General features: G+C 60.6%; 18 protein-coding genes. 17 read left to right on the forward strand and 1 reads right to left on the reverse strand.

The window, feature by feature from the left end; translation table 11 throughout:
- Positions 1–561 precede the first annotated feature (561 nt).
- From rimI to G9C82_RS11670, 17 genes are all read left to right on the forward strand, one after another.
- The gene (gene rimI / locus G9C82_RS11590) at positions 562–1,059 is read left to right on the forward strand and encodes a ribosomal protein S18-alanine N-acetyltransferase (RefSeq protein WP_121302432.1); all 498 of its coding nucleotides are present in this window, start codon (positions 562–564) and stop codon (positions 1,057–1,059) included.
- Positions 1,060–1,191: 132 nt separating this feature from the next.
- A complete protein-coding gene (locus tag G9C82_RS11595; RefSeq protein ID WP_007189290.1) occupies positions 1,192–1,665 on the forward strand; it encodes a DUF5810 domain-containing protein in 474 nt (157 codons plus the stop codon).
- Between the two features lie 23 nt (positions 1,666–1,688).
- Positions 1,689–2,102 carry a DUF5809 family protein gene (locus G9C82_RS11600; RefSeq protein ID WP_121302433.1) on the forward strand — a complete coding sequence of 138 codons (414 nt, stop codon included), beginning with the start codon at positions 1,689–1,691 and terminating at the stop codon, positions 2,100–2,102.
- Positions 2,102–2,515 carry a hypothetical protein gene (locus tag G9C82_RS11605; protein ID WP_007189288.1) on the forward strand — a complete coding sequence of 138 codons (414 nt, stop codon included), beginning with the start codon at positions 2,102–2,104 and terminating at the stop codon, positions 2,513–2,515. Before G9C82_RS11600 ends, G9C82_RS11605 begins: the two co-directional genes overlap by 1 nt.
- A complete protein-coding gene (locus tag G9C82_RS11610; RefSeq protein WP_004958621.1) occupies positions 2,512–3,054 on the forward strand; it encodes an NUDIX hydrolase in 543 nt (180 codons plus the stop codon). The genes G9C82_RS11605 and G9C82_RS11610 overlap by 4 nt, the downstream gene beginning before the upstream one ends.
- A 38-nt stretch (positions 3,055–3,092) precedes the next feature.
- The gene (locus G9C82_RS11615; RefSeq protein WP_004958620.1) at positions 3,093–3,476 is read left to right on the forward strand and encodes a rhodanese-like domain-containing protein; all 384 of its coding nucleotides are present in this window, start codon (positions 3,093–3,095) and stop codon (positions 3,474–3,476) included.
- 1,236 nt (positions 3,477–4,712) lie between these two features.
- Positions 4,713–6,536, forward strand: a complete 1,824-nt coding sequence (locus G9C82_RS11620) for a hypothetical protein (protein WP_167072363.1) — start codon at positions 4,713–4,715, stop codon at positions 6,534–6,536.
- 37 nt (positions 6,537–6,573) lie between these two features.
- Positions 6,574–8,301 carry a cell division protein FtsZ gene (locus G9C82_RS11625; RefSeq protein WP_127014168.1) on the forward strand — a complete coding sequence of 576 codons (1,728 nt, stop codon included), beginning with the start codon at positions 6,574–6,576 and terminating at the stop codon, positions 8,299–8,301.
- Positions 8,302–8,307: 6 nt separating this feature from the next.
- Entirely contained in the window at positions 8,308–9,891 is a 1,584-nt protein-coding gene (locus G9C82_RS11630; protein ID WP_127014169.1) for a hypothetical protein, read from the forward strand.
- Positions 9,892–10,074: 183 nt separating this feature from the next.
- The gene (locus G9C82_RS11635; protein ID WP_241244102.1) at positions 10,075–11,256 is read left to right on the forward strand and encodes a cell division protein FtsZ; all 1,182 of its coding nucleotides are present in this window, start codon (positions 10,075–10,077) and stop codon (positions 11,254–11,256) included.
- Positions 11,253–11,498, forward strand: a complete 246-nt coding sequence (locus G9C82_RS11640; protein WP_127014171.1) for a hypothetical protein — start codon at positions 11,253–11,255, stop codon at positions 11,496–11,498. The genes G9C82_RS11635 and G9C82_RS11640 overlap by 4 nt, the downstream gene beginning before the upstream one ends.
- Complete coding sequence (locus G9C82_RS11645) at positions 11,495–12,553, forward strand: hypothetical protein (RefSeq protein ID WP_127014172.1); 1,059 nt, start codon at positions 11,495–11,497, stop codon at positions 12,551–12,553. The genes G9C82_RS11640 and G9C82_RS11645 overlap by 4 nt, the downstream gene beginning before the upstream one ends.
- Positions 12,550–14,625, forward strand: coding sequence for a hypothetical protein (locus tag G9C82_RS11650; protein ID WP_127014173.1), 2,076 nt, complete (start codon positions 12,550–12,552; stop codon positions 14,623–14,625). The genes G9C82_RS11645 and G9C82_RS11650 overlap by 4 nt, the downstream gene beginning before the upstream one ends.
- A gap of 2 nt (positions 14,626–14,627) precedes the next feature.
- Positions 14,628–15,857 carry a hypothetical protein gene (locus G9C82_RS11655; protein ID WP_127014174.1) on the forward strand — a complete coding sequence of 410 codons (1,230 nt, stop codon included), beginning with the start codon at positions 14,628–14,630 and terminating at the stop codon, positions 15,855–15,857.
- An 11-nt stretch (positions 15,858–15,868) separates the two neighbouring features.
- Positions 15,869–18,976, forward strand: a complete 3,108-nt coding sequence (locus G9C82_RS11660) for a hypothetical protein (protein WP_164734762.1) — start codon at positions 15,869–15,871, stop codon at positions 18,974–18,976.
- A gap of 2 nt (positions 18,977–18,978) precedes the next feature.
- Positions 18,979–20,016: a hypothetical protein gene (locus tag G9C82_RS11665; RefSeq protein WP_127014176.1), complete on the forward strand. Its 1,038-nt coding sequence runs from the start codon at positions 18,979–18,981 to the stop codon at positions 20,014–20,016.
- Positions 20,009–22,696: a hypothetical protein gene (locus G9C82_RS11670; RefSeq protein WP_127014177.1), complete on the forward strand. Its 2,688-nt coding sequence runs from the start codon at positions 20,009–20,011 to the stop codon at positions 22,694–22,696. Before G9C82_RS11665 ends, G9C82_RS11670 begins: the two co-directional genes overlap by 8 nt.
- Here the strand turns inward: G9C82_RS11670 and G9C82_RS11675 are convergent.
- Positions 22,659–25,529 carry a PQQ-binding-like beta-propeller repeat protein gene (locus tag G9C82_RS11675; protein ID WP_127014178.1) on the reverse strand — a complete coding sequence of 957 codons (2,871 nt, stop codon included), beginning with the start codon at positions 25,527–25,529 and terminating at the stop codon, positions 22,659–22,661. The genes G9C82_RS11670 and G9C82_RS11675 overlap by 38 nt on opposite strands.

Genomic DNA, 25,529 nt, shown 5'->3' on the forward strand with positions numbered 1-25,529 from the left:
AAGCGACCTCAGATTCCGGAGCGGAGCGGGACCGTAGGTCCCGCAGGCAGTCGGGCAGCATCGCCGCCCGACGACGGGGAGGAACGACCCGCGACGGAGCGATTCCGAGCGTAGCGAGGAATCGATTTCAGGTCGAACGGCGCTTTGCGCCGTGAGACAGCGCGGTCGCCTTCTGACCGCGGTTTTTTATCGAGAAACGAAGCCTAGTACCATGTTTCCTTCAGATAACAGGATACTAGAACCGCACCAGCGCCAGAGATATGATACCCATTCCGTAGCCGGGGACGCCTTCATTCCGACGCCTGCAGTCGGCTCTGGCAGAACCTACGTCTAGTACAACTCGGCAGCGATGGAAAAGTTTGGAAAGAGGGGTGGGGGTGGTGGCACCCAAAATGGGTGCGCTTATAGATAGACTCGTCAGACTAAAGAACCCTTCGGAGTTCTAACTTTTTCCTGCCCCTATCGATGCATGAATTATCAGCACTTATCGACAAACAGTCAGAACCCGGGGTATCTTCGGTCGGCGGTAACACATATGTAGGTCCATACCGAAGTACACACGTGACAACGGTCGCTCCTGACGGACCGGAGACGCCGGATACGCCAGCGGTTCGACGCGCCGTCCGTGCGGATCTCATCGAGGTCCACCGCATCGAGCAGGCGTCATTTCCACAGCCATGGCCGTTTTCTGCACTGGAGAGCTATCTCGGCGAAACGGGGTTTCTCGTCGCCGAAACCGGTAACGACGACGACGACCCGCCCGCTGTCGCAGGCTACGTCATCGCGGATACGGTGCCGAACCACGGTACCCCGCTCGGTCACATCAAGGACCTCGCGGTTCGGCCGGCGTACCAACGGCAGGGGGTTGCGAGCGCGCTGTTGCGGCGTGCGATGGAGGTCATCGACGAGACCGGTGCCGGCTCGGTCAAGCTGGAGGTCCGGGCCGACAATGGCGGCGCGCGAAAGCTCTACCGGCGCTTCGGGTTCGAACACCGCAAGACGATTCCGAACTACTACAGCAACGGCGAGGACGCCTTGGTAATGGTCCGTCTGCTGTAGGCGCTTGCCTCACTCCGCGGTCCTGTATACTCAGATGCAGTCCCGGCGAAGAGCTGGAGCGCCGGTCTGAAACAACGACCGCTTCGAGACCCCGACTACATATACGGCTCCGCATCCACGCTTTGCACACCGATGGGATACGCCTGTCCAGTGTGTGACGACCCGCAAGCCGATGACGTGCATCTGGCGAACCACCTCGCGTTTACCGCGATGACCGGCGGCGATGATCATGAAGCGTGGCTTGACGACCGCGTCCCCGACTGGGGCCAACTCGGCGAGGACGAACTGTCCACCGAAGTCGTCGAATACGCTGAGGAGACGGAGTTCCCACAGGTGTTCGAGGATACCGTCGACCGCAGCGATGGGCATAGCCACGACCACGCGCACGGACACGGCCACGGCGACCTCCCGCAGGGCGCGGACCGCCACCGGGGATCGAACGCGCTCAGCGACCACGACAGCGAGGTGCTGGCCGAGGCCCGGGACCTGACGCGGGAGATGCTACGCGATAGCGACGACGAGAACGATGCGGACGCCACTGATAGTGACACGTCGGCATCCGACGCTGGCGACGAGGCTGGCGCGACCGGAGACGAAACCGAATAGTCCCGCCGGCAGCAACAGGACGTATGGACACTGAGGGGCAGTTCGCGCCGGTATCGGCAGCCGAGGCCCGCGAGCGCTACGACGCGTTCGGGCCGACGGCGCAGGTCGTTGTCAAGGAAGTCGCGAAGGCGATGGGTCTCGACCCGGAGACCTACGAGGAGCGAGTCACCAGCGAGGTCGTCGAAACCGCTCGCGACGTGCTGTTCGCAGAATCGCTCGCGGTTCAGGTCGGCTCGATGGCGGAGTTCGAAGAGTGGCGCGAAGACACCGACTGTGAGGTGACGCTAGTCGGCGCGGAGACCGTTGACAACGTTGTCTGGCACGCCGCGCCCTTCGCGGAGCAGGCCGTCGCGGCGACGTTTCAGGACGAACGTCGCGCTGCTGTCGGGACGCTCCGTCGCCAGGCCTTCGGCCGCATCTACCGCGAGGTCATCTGATGCGCCCGGTCACACGGAACACCCTGCTCGGTATCATCGCTGTCGTCGTGCTGTTGCTGGCGCTGGGTGCGCTGCCGGGCCTCCTCAAGAGCGGGGACCCTTACTACGCCGTTGCTACGCCGACCGACGGCGAGTACAGCGTCGACAACGGCACGGCAATCAACTGGAGCAGCCAGTCTGAGCGACGCTTCCCGTACACGAGCGAGGCGCTGGCCGACGCATCTCCGTCGGCGACCGGGCAATCCGAGCCGTACTGGCGCGGGCCGCTCGGGTTCAAGGGTGCGTTCACTCATTCGCCGTTCGACGAGCGAGACGCGCTTAGCCAGCAGTACGACGGGGCTGTAACCGACGACGGCGTCGTCGTCCGGCACAACGGCACGTTTTACCACGTCGCGGTCCGACAGGACGTATGACCCGCGAACCGGACCACGAGTGGCCAATCGTCGAGAGCCAACGCGAGTACGAGACCGGCTGGTACACCGGCGGTTACGACCGAGTTCGCCAGCCCGACGGCTCCGAGAAGGACTACTACTGGGCCGAACTGCCGGATGCGGCCGTCGTGGTTGCCACGACTGGTGACGAACTCGTCATGGTCGACCAGTATCGCCCGACCATTCGTGAGCAGTGCCTCGAACTCCCGGCCGGCATCGTCGAGGACGACGAATCCTACACGACTGCCGGTGCGCGCGAACTCCGCGAGGAAACCGGCTTCGAGGCTGCCGGCGTCTCACTTATCGAGGAGTTCTCGTGTTCGACCGGCGTGCTCCGGCACCGCCGTGGCATCGTCTTCGCTGAGGGCCTCGAACCGGTCGACCGGGAACTTGACGACAACGAGTTCCTCTCGGTGACGACAGTTCCCATCGACGAGGCACTGGCGGTCGCCCGTCGCGAGCCAGCTAACGACGCGACCATCGAAGGCATCCTGCTGGCACAGGCTGATGGATTGCTGTAGCCGGTGAAGGTTTAGGTATCGCCCGCTAGCGGCTGGATATGGACGGCGAAATCGACGCCGACGAGCTACGGTCGAAACTCGACGAGGAGACGGTCCGGGTAGTCGATATCCGCTCACCCGGCGCGTTCGAGCGAGGCCACATCCCCGAGAGCGAGAACGTCCCGTTCCCGTCGCTCGTCGATGAAGTCGAACGGTTCGAAGGCGACGACGAGGTTGTGACAGTGTGCCCGAAAGGAAAGTCCAGTGTGCAGGCCGCCCGGCTCATCGCGTCGTACGAAGGGTTTGATGGCGACGTAGTAAGCTTCGAACCCGGGCTGAACGGCTGGGACGGCCCGCTGGAGCGTGCCGAAGATGAGGAGACGCCGGCAGACACTGCAGCTGCTGACAGAGATTCCGACGAAGGCCCTGCTGCACCGTTTTAGTCGCTGTTCGGAGTTGAAATGGTGGCTCAGGAAAAGTCCATCGTCACAAGGGGCTCAGCGGGGGTAACATCTCGTCATTGCCACCAGTATCTGGTACCTCCTCATCGCTGAAAAGTTCGTCTATCGCTTGGCTATCGCTGAGGATATATAGACGTTATCTACATTGAAATTGGTCGCGAAGCCCGACTGTGGCTGAGAGACACAAATAATTCCAAAAATTCACACCTTCATTCGCTACTGGCAGTCGTGTTTAAGTAGCAGCATTGTGACAGCTGGGGAACGTTTGCAACCATGTTTCAGCTGTCATTGATTCGGCGGGACCGAAACAGTTCGAGAACCGTACTTTTCAGTTCTTGACGTTTAAACTACAGGTCCGACATTGTTCTGATTTCTGTAAAGTTCGTATTAATATCGGGCGCTGTCGCTGCAAGACTGTTTTGAGCCAGCTTGCACCAACAACGAAAAACACGGTGTCGTCGATGTCGTGTTTTCGGCGGTGTTCTCCAAGTAGAATTTCATCGAAGCAGGCGTATGTAGAGTAAGGAACGGGGCTAAGGAGATTTGTTTCTCTCAGGATCGACAATAACGTACAGCCAGTACTGGAAATCGTTAATGCGCATCACGCTCTTGTCCAACGCAACCCCATCACTATGCGGGTGTAAATTGACGTTCTACACGCAACCGTGAACGGTACTTCAAACTCACTTGGTCCCCTACATATAACAAATTTATATTATATCTCAAACTGAGGATTCTCGATCATATATTTGAATACCGATTTTCCATCGTATACTCAGATAGCTGTTTACACTCCACAAAATCAAACGCAGTTCAGATACACTGAGGCGGATGATTTCCGGTACAACCATCGAAATATTTCCGGTCTCATCTTTCAGTTTAATCGGACGCCGTCACGTATAGCCTTATAGATCCACACTCTAACAAGTCAGAAATTACGAATCGCGAGCGAGTGAGATTGCATGTATTGGCTCCAGTTGATAACTTCGGCAGTCGCGGATATCTGATTACAGAATCGCTCCCATCTCAGTTCTATCGGCACACCGACAACTCTCAATTTACGGATTTTTTGGTGAATATAGAAATCCGCAGATAAGTATAAATTAATTATATATTCTGAATTCGGACTCTCGAAATATGAAACGGGGAGGAAGTATTTTATCCCCCGATTAACAAATCTGGAATTAGATGTTACAGAATCGACGACGGGTGTCGGGTATGTGCTGGGTCGTGGCAGGCTTGCCGATACTGGCGTCGTTCATCCAGGCAGCTATCGCTCTGGGAGGTGCATCAGGAGACGGCCTGCCAGTCATTGGTGGGTTGAAGCGGCTGTTTCAGTCCGTAACTGTCTTCGATGCGGCCGGAACTGTGTTCCGGGCTAGTTCGACCGTCGTGTTAGTGCTGTTCCTGCTGGTCACTCTGGCGTGGCTCGCCCAGGGCGCAGGACTGTTCGTACTGCGACACAGGGTGTTCACCTTGGGTGCTACCGGCTTCGTCACGCTGTTTCTGGTTCTGTTCGAACTCGTCTATCTCCCGATACTGTCTGCGGGTGTGCCGGCTGGCCAGGTTGCTGGATTCCTGTTGGTGCCGATTATCGCGTCCGGAGCGAGTTGGGCAGCTGCGCTGGTGTACCCGTGGGACATCACGCTGGACGAGGAGACTGGCGAGACACTTTCGGACGCACGCACGGACGCACAGGAAGCACTTCAGAAATTTGACGACCGCGTCGAGATCATTGCGAGCGAAACGACTCGACAGTCGCTCCAGTCGTTTGCTCCCGAGGCTGTCGAAAGGTTTGAGCATGGAGTTGCGTCATTTCGGGATGACTGCCAGTCCGTCATCGACCGTGCAGATGAACTGACGGACAGTTCGATGACGAGTCGGGAACGCAACGAGGTGGCTTCCCAAATCCGCGCCGATGCGGCCGGACTGGCACCGGACGATCGTGCGGATAGGCTACAGAAAGAACTGGAGCAGGGCGTTACAGATCAAGTACGGGGCACGTTCGGTGACCTCCATTACGTCTCTCGATATGACACCGCGTACGAGATTCGGAACCTGCGGGCGTATCACGAGGTTGACCTCCCGACCATCGGTGGGCCAGCGATCCAGTTGGGCGGGACCAGACACGAACTTGACGACCGGCTGGTCGAAGCGATCAATGATGAGGGCCTCAACTCCGTCACGACTGCCATCGAACGTGTCGAATCACACCTCGCCGAAATGGAGACAATGCTTGAGGAACATGAGTCGGCGGTGGCGACAGCACTCGACGAGGCCGATTCGGCGCTGATGGTCACGCAAGATCACCTCGACACGCTCGATGGTGCAGCCAGAGACCGTCTGACCGAGTTCCTACTGGAAGGACGAACGCCCGATGCAACGCTTGAGGTCCCGAACAAGCCCACGGTGACTGGTCACGCAGCCGACGCCAAGGCGGCCCTGCACGAGGGGCGGTTCGACGCTGCCCGGCGGGCCGCCGAGCAGGCCCGAACTGAGGCGCAGTCGGTGCAGGCTATCGCCGAATTTTTCGCCGAGAGCGTCGTCGCGACCATGGACTACGGATCGGGCTCGATACCGATTCCGGAGGCGGTCGGGGTAGATCTGGCGGCCCAGCTTCGTGTGCCGTTTGAACGGACATACGACGTGGAGTATGCGGTTGCCGGGACGACGCTTGATATCGCCAGTGACGGGGAGACGACTGAGGGGAATCGTGACCGCACACCCCGTGGCTCGGACTTGGTGACGAACGGTGCCGACCCCGACGATGTGTTGTACGTACTCCGAGAACTACAGTCGGCCGCGGCAGCGAGCAGCACCAACGACACTGTCGAACTACAGACGGAGACCCTCCCAGAAAAGTTCGTCGACGAGGGGATTCTGACCGAAATACAAACTTTCGCTGAGCGTCAGAGCGACGTCGTCAGTGTTACTGTCCCCGAGGATCCGCCACCGGGGTTTCTCTCCGTTAAGGTGACTGATGGAGTCAGCCCGAAACGGGTGATGGATGCCCTCCAGAACCAGTACTCGAACGACCGATGACTGACCGAGACGAAAACCAGCGCGGAGTCAACAACCAATGAGCAACAAGTGCAAGATCTGTCTGCGAGACACCGAAGAGCCGACTATCGAGGAGCATATCGCGGCCAACCACGCGGAGACACCTCAGTCAGTCAGTGAGGTGTATCCCGACCGGTACGACGATATCTTCGACGAACACGGGGAAGTGAAACCGCAGTTCCAACCTGACGACCCTGAGCCAAGCGATAGCGACGAGTCGGGGCCGGACAGTCCAGCGGGCGATCCTGACCCTGACGGTGGCATCAGTCCCGGGACGGCACTGCGGACCGACACTGGTTCCGACGGTGTAGATGAGTCGCCGGACAGCGGGCTCGGAAGCGGGGCTGATACGGGCGTTAGTGGGCCGCTGAGCGGTTCGACCGGCAACAAATGGATGATGGTCGGTGTCGGTGGCGCCGGCAACCACATCATCGACGCAGTGTTGATGCGGCGAGACACGCTCCGAGACAACAACAGTAGTCTTGCGGACGTGTGGGAGGGTGGACTGGCGAACTACGGGAGCATCAACACGAACCTCACGGAACTCGGTGAGACGTACTACGCCAAGGAGGACCGTGGCTTCTCCCGGGAAGCGCTCGTTACGAACGGGATGATAGGGTACAGACAACACAATTACTCCGGGGCCGGCCGAGACTGGAAGTACGGCCGTCAGCTGATGAAGCAGGACTTCGATGGGGAAAAGAACGCCATTCGGGACCGGCTTGATCTCAACGTCAACGACATTGAGGCCTCACAGGCGGTGATGCTCATCAACAGTGTCACCAAGGGAACCGGCTGCGGGGCGACCCCAGTGCTGGCCGACAACATTCGGTCGATCATCACTGAGGGGACGGGAAGCGTGGACAGTATGGCCTTCTCGAAGCCACTCATCAGCTCCGTCGTACTCCCGTCGAACACGGAGTTCGGGGACAGCGAAATGATACGGGGCGTCGTCGGGATGGCTTACCTCTCGAAGGCCGTCGACGGTATCATCCCGTTCGATAACAGTATGCTCGACCAGCCGCCGGCTGACCTCGCGGTTGACATTGACGAGGGGATGCTTGAACGGTACAATCCGCCGATGTACACGGATATCAACCGGTTGCTGGTGACGTTCCTCGAAGCGTTCACAATGTCCTCGACGCCCCAGTCGGCAGACACTGCCGGGACGGCCCGTATCAACGGCGAAGTGTTCGACGTGCCGGACAGCTTCCGGCCGGTCCAGCGGAAGTACAGCTATGACGAGGATCGCGCGTACAAACCCGCCGTCATCATGGCCCCGGTCATCGGGAAGACGAGCGCCTCGACGTTCGACCGCTCTCGGCTGGACACGCTGGCCCGCTCGACGCTCCTGCAGGGGCAGCTCGTCGAGTTCGATCCCAAAACCGCGTGGGGCGGGACATTCATGATATACGGTCCCGAAGAGAAGATGGCGGAACTCGCGCCCCTGCTGGGTAACAATGAACTCACAGACATTCTCAGCGGCGAGGACTTCCTTGAGCGCGACAGCTTCGAGGGACCCGGCTCTATCGACGTGTACGTCAATCAGCTCGTGGTCCCACACGTCGATGACGTTTACCTCTGGGGGCTACTGTGGAACCCACACCTTCCGACGCTGGAGCGAATGTACGATCACGCCCGTGAACTGGTCGAGCACGGCGAGAGTCAGGAGGCGGCCGAACTCCGCGAGATCTGGGACGTCATCGAGCCGCTGTTTGACTCGCTCGGCCGCGAGAACATGGGGTGAAAACTAATGGTCACCGCAGCCCTGACCGCAGCTATCGCTGTGGGAACACTGGTCATTGGTGCCGGCCTCGGGTTCGGGTTGGGTCGGTGGACCAGTGGGGACGATGGTGGAGAGAGCGGCGACACAGTAACATCGGACCTCAGGCGGCCGGCGGAGCGCCTCGAACGACCGCCCCAGCCGGATGCCGTGACCGACGGTGTCGAGACGCTGGCGAACGCGATAGATTCGGTCGTCGATGCGACCGATCTCGGCGAACGGGCACCCATACGGCCGGACGACGACCCAACCACGCGGGCGGAGGAGGTTCAACAGGCGGCCGAGCGTGGCGAACTCGTCGAGCGACCGCCGGAACCGACAGAGAGCCCTGAAATCACAGCCGACAGCCCTCCGGAACCGACTTCAGAACCGGAGCCGGTCGTACCCGATGCACTGTCCGGTGCGGTAGCCGCTGTGCGGGCCCAGACGACCGCAGAAACCACAGCGGGACGACGCCTCCTGCAGTATCTGGAAACAGCCGAGGACGTCTCCGAACGGAAACTGACGGAGACGCTGCACACGGTCGTGACGACACTGAATCGTCACGATGCGATCGAATCGACGCTGGAGGGAGTCACTCCTCACATCGACCCACAGGAACTCGCCAGAACGCTGGACCGACAGCGCGACGCCGGTGTATCCGGAGACGCGTTCGGGATTATCGCCGAGCAACTCACGACCGCTGTCTCCGAACGGGAGCAGTATGAAGCCGCTCTGAAGGAGCTAACGCAGGATGCAGAGCGGGTGTGTGCCACGGCAAACGAGCAGACGGTGGTCACGTTCGACAGCGCGTCCGAGACGCCGGCCTGGCTGTCGTCGCTGGCCGACCAGCTCGACAATGGGAACGTGTCCTTCACCGACCGCGAGAGCGATCTCGGGAGTATTGCTGGTCGGCTAGACCTGAACCCACAGAGTACCCTCGGAAACGATCTCCTCGACCTACTGCGGAGCCCGTCGGTTTCACAACAGGAGTGTGAGAGGACACTGGCGTCAGCCGTCGAAACAATCGACAGAGCGGAGACGACGGGCCATCGGCTTGACGGTATTGACGCCGATGACGTAGCCCGGCTGGCCAACCGGCTGGTCGACGAGTTCCGGGAGACTGACTCGGACGTTGGCTCACTCCTTCAGGAACGGGCGGTGGAACTCGCGGACATGGTCTCACAGGCCGGTGAGTCGGACCTCGTTACTGTGTATGCAGCCCGGCAGGAACTCCGATTCTACGACCACCGCCTGTTAGCACAGCTTCAAGCAGGGAGCGACAGTGGCAGCGGGGAACCGGACGTGAAAGCGTTGCGAGATGCGGTTGAGGACCGGCGGTCGACGATCCGGACACAGTATCCATCGAACTATCCACAGCACGACCACAGTATTCCGATTCATTTCCTCGAACTCGTCAGCGAACTACAGGAGGACGCTGATGAGGCTGTTGCGGGTGGGAATCCGGAGCGAGCCGCCGGGTATCTTGAAGCCGCTGACAAGACACTGGACTGGACCGGTGAGCTGTACGAACGCCACGCTTACAGCGTATTGCTCGAACAGCTTCGGGGCTGAAACGACCCGATTCCCTTCGAATGAGATAAGTATACTATTTATTTACATAAACTTCGATATTGTTCACAAATGTGTTTTTCACCCACTCGACACAAGCAGAAACACATTTATAATACTGGATACTCGAATGCATATCTAATGCCATACTTTTTTGTGGGTGCTGGACAGGCAGGCAGCTCCATTGTGGACGAGATATTCGCCCACAAAAACATGGGGCAGATAGCGACCCCGCTCGTGTTCAATTCAACAATACGGGACTTACAAAAATTACAGAATATCAGCCGCGACAACTGGTACGGTGTTGCCGAGGGGCCTGGATTGGTGCCCGGAACAACGGACGGATTCGAGGAGCAGGTCACCGGTGGATTCGGCCGCAACCCTGTCCGTGCCGACGAGGTGATGTCTGACAACCGGGATATCCTCGATGGTACGCTCCGGGACGAGCTGTCGGAGCGGACCGAGGAGGGAGACGGCGAAACGACCACTGCCGAGGCGAACATCCCGTTTGCGTTCGTGTTCTGCGGCCTCGGTGGCGGGACAGGCTGTGGAATTACACCCCACATTATCGAGGCCATCGACGACTACACAGATGGGGCCTGCAAGACGATTGCCGTCTGTGTGCTCCCGAATACGCAGGGTCCTGTCGGTCAAACCGATGACGAGACGGCCTCGCCAAGCCGACAGGCTTGGAACGCGCGGTACGGCCTGAACCGTATTGAGGACGAGGCCGACGGCATAATCCTCGTCGACAATCAGCGGCTTTCCTACCACGAGGCCGCCGAAGGCCAGTTCACGGACCTGAACGAGTACGTCGCGGCGTCGATGGTCGACCTGGTCTCCGGGACCGTCCTGGAGCGGATAGACCGTAGCGAGTACGATGTCGACCTGCCGATTATCGACATTCAGGATATCGTCACGAGCCTTTCGTTCGGTCTTGGCGGTGAACAGAGCGAGACAGGCTATGCGTCGATGGGACGTTCAGTTCAGATGACACAGTCTCTGTCAGGGTATCTATTGCCCCTCGTCGGCGGGAAAACTGTCGATGCTTCCGCACTGGCGCACCTCTCGGACCTCAAACAGACTGTCGAAGACGTTGATACGCAGGAGGCCCGGAAAGCAATTGGGCTGCTGCGAGCGCCATCAAAGTATGTCGCAGGAACTGCGTATCAGGTTGACACCTCGAAACTCCGATCTTTCCTTACCACTCGATGTGACGAGGTGAATCTGGGCGTGACGCTTACGAAGCGGAATTTAGTCTCGTTTACCACGCTGTTTACCTATCGCCGGGAAGACCTTGACAGACTCGCCGAAATCGAATCGCTCGCCGCCGAGTACGAACAGGAATCCGAGGCCGTCGTCTCATGAAACGGGCTTGGCTTGGCGGCAGCACGCTCGTGGCCCTGGCCCTGCTCGTCGGGTCGAGCTCCGGCCAGGCGGCCAGCGAGATCGCTGCGGCACAGAGACGGACTGCGGACGTCGCAACGACGGTACAACTCAGCCAGCAGCCGTTTTTACACGCCGGAACCGGCGTCCTGCTCGGCCTCGGCCTCGGTATCGTACTCGGAAGCGTGTCGATGTTTGCGTACTGGAACACCAAGCTATCATGAGAGCGCGAACGGTCATCATTGCGGTCGTGCTTGCCGCGGTGCTGTGTTCAGGGTCGGTAGCGGCAGATCGAGCGGCGGACATACAACAGGCGTGTAATGGGATCTCCGGAGCTCCGGTCGTGTTCGTTGCCGGTCAGGGCTACACTGACAGTGTCACGCTGTATCCCGGGACGAACGTCTCCGTCGCCTACTGTGAGGACGGCAGTCCCGTCCGTCCCGAACAGGGCGGCAGCGAAGTCTGGGGGATTACCGATCAGGCCGGTCTAGATAACGTGCAGCGTAACGGGATGAGATATAGCGCGACAATCCCGACTGAGGGGACACGTGTCGTACTAGGCCCGCAGAGCCTCTCGGGGAAGCCCCAGTCAGCGGAGCTTACTGTCACCCTCCAGATGGGACCGACAGTCGAGTCGCAGTTGACGGACGAGACGCTGCTGTTTCACTCCACAGAGGCCGACACGTACGAGGCCACCCAGACCGAGTACGTCGAAGCGAGAAACGACTCCAGAGCCGCCGCAAGCGAACTGAACGACACAGCTGCACGTCTCAACCCCAGTGAACCGGGCGCGTTCCTGGATCAGGTGGAGTCGGCAAACACGACTCTCGAAGAGATGAACGCATCGCAGTCGACTGCGGACGCCCGGGCGCGCACACTCCGGGCACAGCTATACGCACAGCTTCGGGCAGAGATGCGCCCGAGTGCTGCCCACGCGACGGAACTCGAAACCCTCCACGAGAGCCAACAGCGGACAGACACGCAGACTGAAGCCGCCCTCGAACGGTACCGGAAGGCGATGCAAAGCGTCCAGCAAGCGGCACAACAGACGATTCTCATCAATATGGCAGCGGGCATACTGGCCGGCCTCGTCATCGGGGCCATCGGCGGGGGGTACAGACTCAGGCAGTTCGGGAAGAAGACACAGGACTTCCGTGATTTCAGCGGGAGCGATTTCGACCGGTCGCTGTTGACGGTGCCGGTGGTTATCGGCCTCGCTTTCCTCGTCGGTGGCGTGGCACTGCTCGTCGTGAGCGGCCTGGGAGGTGCTCTCCTGTGAAATCTTCCGGCAAGACAATGGCTGGGATATTCGGCTTGGTACTACTCGGTGGCCTCCTCAGTGCGGGTGTGTTTGTCCTCTTCGGATCCCAGCTCGCGGTGTACGCCGCCGCCGCTATCGCACCGATGCTAGTCGTGGTCGGTGGCCTTTGGGTTCGCCGGCGAATTGCCTCGACCGGGACAGATCAGACGCAGTACACGCGCCGGCGCGCACGTGAGGTCGGCGAATCCTTTACTGATGTCTGGGAAAAGCGCGAGCGGATCCGACGGGAGTACCCCGACGTGTTCGACGATGGCCTTGGCCTTGGCCTGGGCGCAGTCATCGCGGACCTCGGCACAGCGGGTATCGATTTCGACCGTGAAAATGGCGCGTTCACCCTCGACGACGTCGACACACTGGAGGACATCAACTCACTTGCGACTCGCATCGAAGCGCTCGATGGAGACCTCGACGAGGCGTTCGGAGAGAGCGTCCGCCAGCGTATTCAGGCCATCAACAGGGAACTGGAGCGGATAGACGACCTCGTGCCGGCTTCGCGAGGCCCGACGCCAGCAGACGTTCCTGACGACGACTGGACGGCCGCCGGGGCACAGCTTGATGACGCACGGGAGGTTGCTACAGAACAGGTCGACTCGGCAGCCGAAACGATACAGAATACCGTCGGTTCAACGGATGACGTGGACCGTGAGACGGTCGAGGAACAGCTGGCAGAGGCCCGGGCCGCGGCAGCGGCAGACCGGTTTGGGGACGCCGTGACGGCACTGCTTGACACGCGTGATATCGTCCGCAGAGAGGGCGAAAGCGCGTTCAGTACCGTCCGAGCGGCCCTCCGTTCGCTGCTCGACACCATTGAGGCCAGCGACGCGGACGAGTACCTTACCGACACGGACACGGATGTGGGTGACATCCAGCGGGCTGTCGCCGATCTCGACGACGCGATGGAGCTGTCCGCACTGACCGAACACCGCGAAGCGACCCGCGATGTCGCGCTCGCTATTGTCGAAGAACTGGCCGACGACCTCGATGCAGTGGTCGCGAAACTCGACCGGGCTGATATCCCGGACGGCTACTACACCGTTCCGAACGCCCACGACCGGCGGTTCACCACGGACCTACGGGAGACATCGGATCTCCAGAATTTCGAGGAGCTCTGGGTCGAAGCGGTCAACGAACTCACTGCGGCGCTGGACGCCCTGCAACCGAAAGCCGATGTCGTGAGCGGCTACGACCACGTTCGGGACGTCATCGACACGGAGTTGCAAGCCACCGGCTACGTCGGCGCTGACGATCTCCCGGTCAGACAGCACGAGGAGCATTTCCTCGGGCTGTACTACCGGGAAAACCCCGAGACGGTCTCGTTTGATATCGACGAACCGAGCCTCTCAATCGACGGCGAGGCCGAGACCTACACGGTCGATGTCACTGCTAAATTCGAGCGCGGTGGTCCGGACCGAGATATCAACATCACGCTCGAAAGCGACAGGCACACCGCAACCGACACCGTGACGACGCCGCTCGTCGGTACGACCACGTTCACCGACGTTCCCTTCGGCGAGTACACGATAAAAGCCATCCCCAGCGGCGATGACTTCGGGCCGGCCGAGACGACCGCAGAGGTCGACACTGACTCCGAAGTCTCGCTTGATCTGCCTGAAGTGACACTTCAGGACCGCGTCTGTGACGGCGTGCAGGAGGAGTCCAAGCAGTATCTGGATGATCTCGAAGAGACCTTCGACGACCGGTTCGATGAGGAAGGGTATCTCAGCACCGGGATGTCCTACCGTGTCGAAGAGAGCTACATCCCCTGTTTGCTGGTCCTGTGGGCTGACCGAGCGGACCACGGCACGACCCAACTCGACGACGGGACCGTTCTCGTCTACGATGCGGAAACACTCGTCGGCGAACTCGAGAACGTCGTGGCGTACAACCTTGAGGACGGCGAGTCGATCGCGTTCGACGAACTTCGGGAGCGGTTCCTCTCCGCTCCGGTTCCGGACGCGGCATTGGCTGATATCGCAACCGCAGAACTTGACGACGCAACTGTTGCCGACGATCATCTCACGAAATCATAGCAATGGCGCAATCAGACACGTACACCCGCTGGGCCGTTCTCGCATCCGGTGAGGGCGGCGGCCGTATCGCTTCGACGCTGTTCAGTCGCACCGAAAATCCCGGCATCGACGACCGAGTGCTGGTGATGAACACCAACCGGACTGATATCGCAAACACTATCGAGCGACTGGAGCGCAACACTATCGACATACAGGACATACGGGCCGACCACACCCTGGAGTTCGGCCCGCTCGACGGTGTCGGAAACTACTTTCCGGGAGGCGAGCAGTGTGCCGAAATCGACCAGGACCGTATCAACGAACAAATAGTGGAAAGCGGTATCGGTAACTCCGACGCGTTCCTCTACATGATGACTCTCGGTGGTGGGACCGGGAACGGCTCCGTGCCGTACATTATCAAGTCGCTCAAGGACGACCCGCCAAACTCGGCGATGGAGAACATCGTCCACGTCGCACTGGCAGCGTGGCCGTACGACTTCGAGGGGGGGCAGCGGCATTTCAACGCCGTCTGTGGCCTCTCGCGGCTGCTTCGGTGGTACGATGGGACACAGAACGCTGACATGGTTATCCTAGCCTCGAACACCCACGTCTCGAACGATGAGGACCTCAACGGCCCTGATGAGGACCGGTATGAATCCGTGAACCGCAACGTCATCGAAGCAGTCGATATGATGATTGGGGCCGGCCGCCAGACACACAGCGTCGTCGACGTTTCAGACCTCATAACTTGGCCGTCGCGCCTCGATGCCTACCACTTCACGCCCGGCATCGCGATGGATCAGCCCTCGGTGTTCGAACTGGATTTACTGTTCGATAAGGCCGCAGACAACGTGTTCGTCCCGATGGACCCGAGCACGTCCAAGGTGGTGTACGCCGTGGTTCGGGCCCCGGAACATCTCATCGAAGCCGGCGAATACACTGAAGCGGATCTGGAGATGGCGCTCCAGCAGTGGCTCGACAACAACGGCATGGACGAGGTAGTCCACCAGATGCCGACGCTGACGCCATCTTCGCGGCAGGGCGACAGTGTCGACGTGTTGCTGCTGTTCGGTGGGTTCGATATCGACCCGCTGCTTGATGCGTCTCGGCCGAAGTTCGACCGAATCATGGACGAGGCTACCGAACACGGCCTTGCAACGGACATCGACACGCCGACGGCGGAGTTCACCGCCGAGCAGTTCCGGACGATTCAGCAGAACCTCGATGAGTACCTTTCGGACAATCGGAGGTGACACACATGGCGATGGCACACCGAGGGAAAACTGGGCGCGTGGTCGTCTGCTGGCTCGTCGTTGCGATAGCTGTTCTCGGGGCCGTCGCTGGCAGCGCCGCGGCCGACCAACACGTCACGGTGACTCGGGATGGGGACACGGTGACGGTGACCGTCTCCACGGGCGGATTTAACGAGAACGGTATCGAGACCACCAATGTCTCGCTAGGAGACACGCAGGTCGCGAGCTACGACCTGAACTTTTCGAAACAGACGACGAACACCACGTCGATTCCGTTCTCCGAGTTCCGGAACGCACCCGGAGACCACAGGGAAGCGACGGTGAACGTGACGGTCAACGGGACCACCGTCGGGAAGACGGTCGACCTTCGATACGTTGAAAGAAGCGATAAGGGCGGCGTGGACGGCCGTAACATCACGCTTCCGGTCAACGGAACGTCGGTCGTCGGGATTCCCGAGGGGACGGCTGTACCGGTCGAAATCAAATACAATTCCAGAAACACAACCGTTGACGGAACGTACAAAGATGGCGAAACCCGCGTCCGAATGGACCGGTTCGAGAGCAACGTCTCGCTGTACGAGAACATCACGTTCGTTGTCCTTCCGGACACTGACCCAGTGGTCTCATACGATGTGAACCCGCAGGCTGCAGCGCCGGCGTACGTCATGCCATCGACAGACGAGGCTACTGTGAGCCATCCACTCGTCAACAACGGTGAAACGTACGAGGTGTGGGCCAAGACGGAGGTGCCTGGAGGAACGTTCAGCCGAACGGTCACTGCTGGCGAGCCGATGGGGGCTGGCGGGACGCTGCCGATACCCGCGCAACTGCTGTACGCCGAGAAGTTACATCTCCGTATTGAGGACGGCGACCGTGAGGTGTACAACAAGAGTGGGTCACCCGAATCGGTTCTAGAACTCGCATCCGCACAGGCGACTGTCGAGTGGAACACAACCAAGCAGAACGTCACCCTCCCAGAGGCTCCCACAGCCCCCTCGTCGGTCTGGATACAGACCAACGAAAGCGGGCCTGTAGAGCGATACGACGCGTCGGTCGTGTCGACGGAGGATGGGACCGCAACGCTGGAGATCCCGAAGTCAGTCCGTGAGAACGGCGACAACTTCACCGTTGCACTGGTCGGACAGGCCGAGGACAACTATCGCGTGGTTTCGGTAACTGCAACCGGTAGTAGCGGCGAGCAAAATGACGGTGGTGCTGGTGTCGATAAGGAGACGACTATGGACCCAATAAACGTACTCAAGGACAACCTCGGCCTCTTACTTGCCGGTGTTCTCGGGACGGGGGCGTTCGGTATAGCTTACGGGCTTTCACAGCGCAAGACCGATTTGAATCATCTGACGTTCGGCGTACTGGTCGGAGCGGTCGTCGCCTGGCTTCCGTTCGGCTGGTGGGTCGCTGAGGATCCTGCCGGCGATCCCACCGGAATCGTCGTCTTCGTCGCAATGACAGCTGTCGTTGCTATCCTCATTCTCGGAATATGGAAACTCACCACCCAGGTGTTCAACACGTCAATGATGCGCGCGCTCGACATCAGCTTCCTCGTGGTTGGTGTTGGTCTCGTCGGGGTACTGGCACTGACATATCTTGAGTCCCAGTCGGTACCTTCCGCCCGCGAAGTCAGCGCTGGACTGGGCTACGGATACATCGGGACGGCCGCTGTTCTCGGGGTTGGGGTGTATGGAACTGATACGGCCTCCGCATCGACGCCAACGACGTACCGGACGACGATACGGGTTCACGATTCAGCGGGGACGCCGATTCGGGAACCCATGACAGTCACGGTCAACGAACAGATGGGGACCAAGACGCGTACTGTCGACATCAGTGACGGAAGCGCAACCATTGAACTGGAGGAGGGGCGATGGGAAGCGAAAGCAAAATTCGCCGGCCAGTCGGCCTCCGACAACACACATATCCAGACCAACGATGGCAGACTTGATATCGCATTTGATCGACCTACCGCGTCGGTAACGGTACTTGATCAGGACACTGGCGAACCGATACCAGATGCCGACGTGACTGTCTCGGTTGACGGGGGACAGGGGACCGGCCAGACGAACAAACGCGGTCAGTGGGGCGAGACGCTGCCGGTATCGGCGTCAGCGTTCGAGGTGCAGGTCGACCACGAACAGTACGAGTCAGCATCGTGGTCGACGACCGATACCGCCAGAGGTGTCAGTAAAACGTTGGAGCTCCGGCCGCTGGTCGGCAGCGTCCACGCTACGGTTACACTGGATGGGAGAGGCGTCCCCGAGATTCCGGTGACCGTCGAGAGCCAGCGCACGGCGGACTCGGAAACGAAGGCCACGACAAAGGACGGGTCGGTTACGCTGTCGGAGCTCCCAGTCGGACGCTACACGATCAAGCCGTCGCTGGAGGAGTACTCGTCCCAGTTCAGCGCCGAGCAGGCATCGGTGACCGTTCGGGACGGCGAGACAGCGCGGACGAAGATCACCGTCGCATTCGACTACCAGCTCACGTCGGCGGCAACCGACCAGGTCCGGTCGCTCCGCAGCCGCGCCGACGACATCGGGGCCGTGAGCCGCCGTGACGGGGCGATTCCGGCGTACTACGCCAGCGTCATCGAATCCATCGCCGATACGGCGGCCGAAGTTCCGAACAGTGGCTATCCACTGCTAGTCGCGGGTGTATCTCCAGACGAGGTCGTCGACGCGGTACTCGACGCCGGCGAGGTCGCAGCGGAGACAATCAGCGACGTGATGACCTCGAAACGAAACGTCGACCTGTTCTCGGCGTGTTCCGATCTTCAGTCCGTCTCGGCGACGTGGCAGGGCCAACTGAGTGTCGCTCGGGTGACGGAGCTGGCGACGCAGGATATCGGGCAACAGCGGGGCGAGATTCTGGACCAGCTTGAGACAGTTGACGAGCGTATCTCGGCCTCGGTCAGCGACATGGCGGAGGTAAGCCCGGCACGAGAGATGTGGGAGGCGGTCCGGACGATGGTCCGGGACAACACGGGTGCGACACAGGTCCAGTCGGCGGCGCTCATCGCGGTTGCGGAGGCGCTACTGGATGCGATTGATGGCCTATTCGACGACGACGACCTTCGAAGGCGGATGGAACGGACGGTGTACTAACAATGAAAAGCTACTACTTCATTCTGGTTGTCGTCCTCGGGATGGTCACGGTGCCGGCTGCGACCAGTGCGAGCCCGGCCACGTCGACCCCGGTGGCCGCCGACCAGCCGACCGCGTTCGCACAGACCAACGAAACAGCGCCGGACTCTGCGTCGGCATACCTGACGGCATTCCGAGACCTGAACGGGACGGCCGCGTACACGAGCTACAGCGAGTTCGAAATCATCCGGTCCCAGGCAGTCCTTGCGGTCCAGATCGGGAACTTCACCGAGACGAAAGCCGAGCGGATGGCACTCGTGCTTGACCTGCTGCAGACCTTCGACAGGGCCTATAGCCACCAGCAGGCCGGCGAGTACGGAGCCGCAATCGACGCAGCAAACGAAACAAACGCGGTCAGCAGTCAGCTACGGACCGTCGGGGGTGGCGAGCAATACGCTGTCCTCTCGGCAGTCGCTCTAGAGCGGTTCTACGACCGTACCGGTCGGTCACTCCAGTCTGCCGCCGAATCAGAATCGGTGACACCAGACCGTATCACGACGCTGCGCCGGGCCGCACTAGCCTACCAGCGAGCGGGAGCGACCGACCGCTACTCACAGGTACTGCTCCGCGTGGAGAGCACCGAGCAAACCTATCAGGCAGATATCTCTGAAATGAACACCTCAGCAGCGAGCGCATCGGCGTTCGTCGATGGCTGTACCGATTGTGACAGCGTCACGGGTGCGCTGACAACGTACGGCTTCAGCGTGTTCCCCAAGTATCGGGAAGCGCAGTCGGCGGCAACCAGAGCGGAAACTGCCGTCTCTCTGGCGGAGAAACACGGGCTTTCGTCGCGAGCCAGCGCGCTGACAACGGTCCAGTCGAGTATCGGGAGCGTCCAGACCACACTGGCGCTCGCGAGTGCCGCTCTCATCGTCGGCTACACTACGATTCTGGGACTCGTGTGTTCGCTTATCGCTTGGCGGCTGACTGTCTGGCAGCGGGACTTAGAGGCCGCAGCACACGGTGACTCCGTGCTCGTGGGGGCGATGATCCGTGGATAACTCGGCCCGCGTAGCGACGGTTGCGTTCGTAGTGCTGTGTCTCGTCACTAGTGTCGGTCTGGCGGCAGCCTCCAACACGGGCACGCTCGAACTGGAAGCTGCAGAGAGCGGTGACAGCGATACGACGACGCTCAGTTACTCTTTCACAGCCCAGGGGAACGGGACTGCTACTGTCAGCCCGACCAGCGATAGTCAAAGCGCTGGGGATGTGACCTTCACGCTCCAGAGCAGCGAGTCGTTCACAGTCGAAGCCGGTCAGAGTTACACCGTCGAGTACGAGGTGACCGCTCAGGACGGAGCTAGAGAGGGTACCTACGACCTGTTCTCGTCGGTGAGCGGCCCCAGCGGGAGCTACTCGGAAACACTGTCAGTGGATGTCGAAGTGCTGGAGCCACAGTTCGGTTCGGTCGGTTCACAGGACGACGAGCTGTCGTTCACGACAGACAGCACCGCGTCGACGACTATTGATGTCGATGTGGATAACATAGGCGACGGTGTCATGACCGGGGTCTCGGCGTCGACAAGCGGTGTCCCATCAGGGATGGACGCCGATGTGTCGACGCCATCGGAAATCGGTGCCGGTGACACTGAAACCGTTGAAGTCGACGTGTCGGCCGAGGAATCCCTTTCAGAGGGGTCACATTCGTTTACTGTGACTGTTGAGGATTCCTTGGGCAACACCGAATCGTTCACCGTTACCATCGATGTCATCAAAGCGCCCGTACTGACCGCAGATGATAGGGACATCGATCTTGGAGACGTTCTCATCGGTGAGTCTGTCTCGGGCGATTTCATTCTGGAGGAAAGCGGTGGGTACGAGGATGTTAACGGTGTACAGGTCGTCTTCGACAACCAGCATCCCGATGGGGAAATAACGCTATCGGGCGTCGATGGCTTCATCGAGGCCAACGGCGACCGGGTGGGGACGGTGACGATATCACCAGAATCGAGCGCACAGCAACACACGGATCTCTCTTGGGACGCGACACTCCGGCCCGACGATCCGGATGGGACCGGCACCACCATCATGTTCACTGCTCGCGTCATCTATCCCCCCTACTACGAGTCGGTCTCCGCGCCGGACCGCACCATCGCGTTCGACGAGCCACGCGCCCAGCAGAGCGAATTCTCGAACACGGTACCGGTTACAATAGAGAACGGTGGCGACCGGCCGATGGATATCTCGTCAGTGACCCCGACAATTACAGGGAGCGAAATGACGGCGACAGTCGTCGATGCGCCCGACACCATCCCTGGACAGAGTTCCAGAACCGTCGAGGTGCGGGTGACCGCTGACGCCGATTCGGATCCGGGCGACCGGCAGATGAACGTGGCTGTCGACGCTCAAGAGGCCGGACAGGAGCGCACGTCCGCAACAATCTCTGTCGAACACGAGACAGAAATCGACGTGGAGACGACGGACATGGCCTACGGGCGCGTCGTCGCGACCCGAACCGCTACCCGGAACATCGCTATCAGCGAACGATTGGGGTACAACGACATCGAGAACTTCGACATACGCCTGGTGTCTGGGCCCGAGGAAGGTTGGCTCACGCTTGCGGAACGGCCCGACTCACTGGCCGCCGGTGAGACTTCGCCACTGGTTACCTCACTCACCTTCGACACGCGTGCGCAGTTTTTCACCCAGTACACGTGGGAGTACCGCATTACTGGCGATAATATCGAAACACAAACAATCACCGTCACGGCTACGCCGCGACCTGTCGATTTCACGGCGACGGTCGATGACTTGCGGGCGGCCGAAAGTAACGGCGATAACCGTCATCGGACTGTCGCCAGTGAGACGGCAAGCGCGATGGAGGAACTGACGACAGAAATACGAGAGGACAGCTCCCAACAGGCCAGGAACGACGTTACGACCGTCAGCGCGGCCGGTCGAAGCACCGCATTGTTCCTCCGGTACACGATCGACGCTCGGCAACAGATGGATTCCGGAAACCACACTGCGGCACAGCGGTCGCTGACGCGAGCGGCAGCGACGTACAACACGCTTGCGTCTGCGTCCGGCCGCGTGCAGACACCGGCCGCACGCACGCGACTGGACCGCGCTGCCGGTGCCGCCGAAGAGATTCTCACAGAACTCCTTGATGAGCAACGTGGCCACTACGAGCAGCAACTGGCGTCGAACGACACGACGATGCTTGAGCGGGCGCAGACCACTCGCCAACTCGCACAGCTTGCAGCCCTCGCTGGCGACGATTCAGAGGCAGAACGGCTGGAATCGGAGTCTCAATCGGCGTTCAGTAACTACTCTACGCTCGTCAGTGACGGGAACGCGAACCTGCAGTCAGCCCGCCAGGACCGGGCGAATCTCACCGCCGGGACGCTACTGACTGTCGGCGGTCGGCCGGTGTACTGGATAGGGAATCTGGATGGTGTCGAGCAACAACAGTCGGCTGTCGTCGAGTCGTACACGCAGGCTGAACAACAGTTCGAGTCCGCTGGAGCGTCCAGCCGCGCACAGACGGCTCAGTCCGAGCGGATGGCCTTCTCTCAGCGGATGGAGCAGGGCCGACTGCTGTCGTTCGGACTGGCCGGGTTCGTTGTGGTCGCGTTCATAACTGGACTCGGTCTTGAAGCCCGAGCGATCTACCGGTACGTGCAGGACTCGACGGAAGCAGTCAGAGGCGATTTCCTGTTGGCGAACGACACGGCGTAACCAGGTGAGAAACACTCTCTCCGGACTCCGTCTCACCGTTCTCGGTCACGGTCCACTCGTCCACGATGTCAGTGTCAGCCAGTTCAGCGTCGGCAGCAGCGATGGGCCCGGTAACAGTGAACGTCCGCTCGATATCCTCGTCAGCGACGACGCCCGTCACCGTCACCGTAAACGTCGCTTCACCCTGTGTGGCTGGCTCGATGTCGACGACGTGCCGCTGCGCATTCCCGGCCTCTACGTGACCGATGTCGCGCTCGCCGGTCGCAAGTGGTGTGACTATCTCGCCGTCAGCCTCGACCGTCAGGTCTGACACTGTGGTCCCAGCTGTCAGTGTACACTCGATAGTCGTGTTGCGGCCGACGACCGGGTAAGACTGTGGCACGGCAGAGAGACTGAACAAGCTGTCCTGCTCTGTGTCCGGTCCGACCGCCGTGAGGGTCCAAACCCCCACCGTCTCTTCGTCCGGTCTCTGGTACTGGACGCCAGCCGAAAACGGGGTCTCCGGCACATCCAAGTCGGCAGTGCGTTCGAAAGAGACGGTTTCGCCGGGCGCGAGATCCGGGCTGTCGGAGAGTCGCCATACTCGGTCGGGTCCTGTCTCCGGATCGATGCCGAGTGCGTTGACCCGACGGGGGGTGTCGCTAGTGTTCGTGCACCTGAACGCCAGTTTTGTCTCGGAGGGGCCGCCGCTGGCAGTTACACGGAGCAGAAACCGTGACTGATCCACGCTCACTGTCCGGGTTGTGAAGCGGAGCGATTCTCCGCTGTGGGCGACTGTGCCGCCCTTGATGTCGAACGGTCCGGTCTCGAATACGGCGTGGTCACGCTCGACTTCGAGGCGTTGGTCGGGTTCGAGGCGGTCGGCGTGGAACTGCTGGCCGGCCAGTTCAAGCGTGATGTCCGTTGCCGGCCGCGTCCCAGTGTTCGTCACTGCAACCGTCTCCGTGAATTTATGGCCCTTCGGGACCGACTCTGGCACGGCTCTGTTAGTCTGGAGCTCGGGACGGGTCGTCTGGTCGCTGGAACGCTCGCCTCTCGTGTCGGCGGACTCCGCCCCTGGCTGTGATGTTGTCGACCGGTCAGTGACTGGGGCCGACGCCTCCTGAGCGAACTGGACGGTAGCCGGTGATGCGTGGTCAGAGCGGGTGTCCAAATCGTCCCCGGGTCTGTCAGGGTACTCCCACGTGTCCCTGGGCAGTGTCTCCTGCTCGGACACGCCATGGCCCTTGAGCGACGCGGTAACGTCGAGACCGCCCGCGATGAACGACTCGGTCAGTGGGACGGCAAGGCGGAGTTCTGTATCGCCGGAGAGTTCGACCGGCCGAGTGAGCGATAGCCGGTCCCCGGCTTCCACAGTCAGGCTCCCGACGAGCGTCGCCTCGAACGGTGTGGCGACAGTCACGTCCAGGAACGGGCTCGAGTGGTCGCCTCCAGCGGAGATCTCAAGTGTCGGTGAACCGGTGGGGTGGTCGATAGGTACCGGCATCGTCTCGGTCCGGTCACCGACAATCACGGACAGCGAGCAGGTCGGCTTGGCGTCGGTTGACAGCAGCGATGTCACGGACCTACTGTCACCGGCGGGGACGGTAATTGTCTCGTCCTCCGAGGCTATCTCAACCGGCGATGTATCGTCGTTTGTCACTGAGATAGTTGTCTCGATGCCGTCCGGCGTGACACGCTGGTCAGTCGGGACAGCTTCTATGGCGGCTGTCGGGTCAACGTCCCGGTCAGCTTTCACCGTATCCGTCGTGACTGTTATTCCGTCGGCAGTGAGCGTCACAGTCGCTGGTATCTCCTCAGTTATATCTCGGACACGAACACCAACCTCCGTGGTCTCATCGGGAGCAAGCGAAACAGTTGTTTCTTGCCCGCCCACCTGAATCGAGCTGTCAGCCGGCGTCGACACAGCTACTGGAACGTCGACGTGGTCGGTCCCCGCGTTGGTGACCCGGTACCGGACTGGCTCCCCTGCACTGACTGTCTCGGTCAGCAGTGTGGCTTCGAGACTGGCGGCTGGCGGTCTTCCGCGGCGAAACACCGTCTGGGTGCCACCCCCGGCAGTGACGACGAACGAGCCGTCAGTCGCTGTGACGACTCTGTCACCGCCCGGCAGCGAAAGGGGTTCGACGGTACCATGACTATCGACGTAGTTGAGGCCCTCGTCGTCGACCGTCAGAACGCCGTCGTCAAGCGGTGACAGGTCATGGGCGTCCGTCGACTGTGTCCACGTCTGGGAAGCCTCAGGGAGCGTCAGTCGGGTCAGCCGGCCGTCTTTCAGTTTCACCACGACAGCGTCGCTGAGGACAGCTACCTGAGCGATAGCTCCATCGAGGTTCCGGTCGAACAGCACGTCGCCGGCGTCATCGAGCGCCGTTAGAAACGACCAGGCAGCGACAGCCACGCGCCCGTGTCCACCGGTCACTGCCGCGATATCCGAGACGTCAGCGTGGGGCCGCTCGCTGTCGTATAGTTCGGTTCCGGTTTCGGTGTCCAGTCCGACAACACGACCGTCATCGGTGACACAGGCCAGCAGGCCACCGGTTCCAACGACCGCAATCGCCGTCGCCGTCTCGACGGTCGTCGTCCACAGTTCGATACCGCTTGTCGTCTGTGCAGTCACTGTTCCGTCGGCGAGCGTGAACACATAGCCGTCAGCCGCCACAGATTCGACTGGCCCGCCGACAGAGAGCGTCCGCGTCCCGTCTTCACCGACAACGTTGATGCGGCCTGCGGGTGTCGCCAGTATCACCGCCGACGTATCGGCGGCAAACATGGTGTCGCTCCCGAGCGAGAACTCCGTGACCGTCGTGTATGTTCGGTCCCCCCATGACAT

It is taken from the genome of Haloarcula sp. R1-2 (assembly GCF_011627385.1).
Classification (GTDB): Archaea; Halobacteriota; Halobacteria; order Halobacteriales; family Haloarculaceae; genus Haloarcula; species Haloarcula marismortui.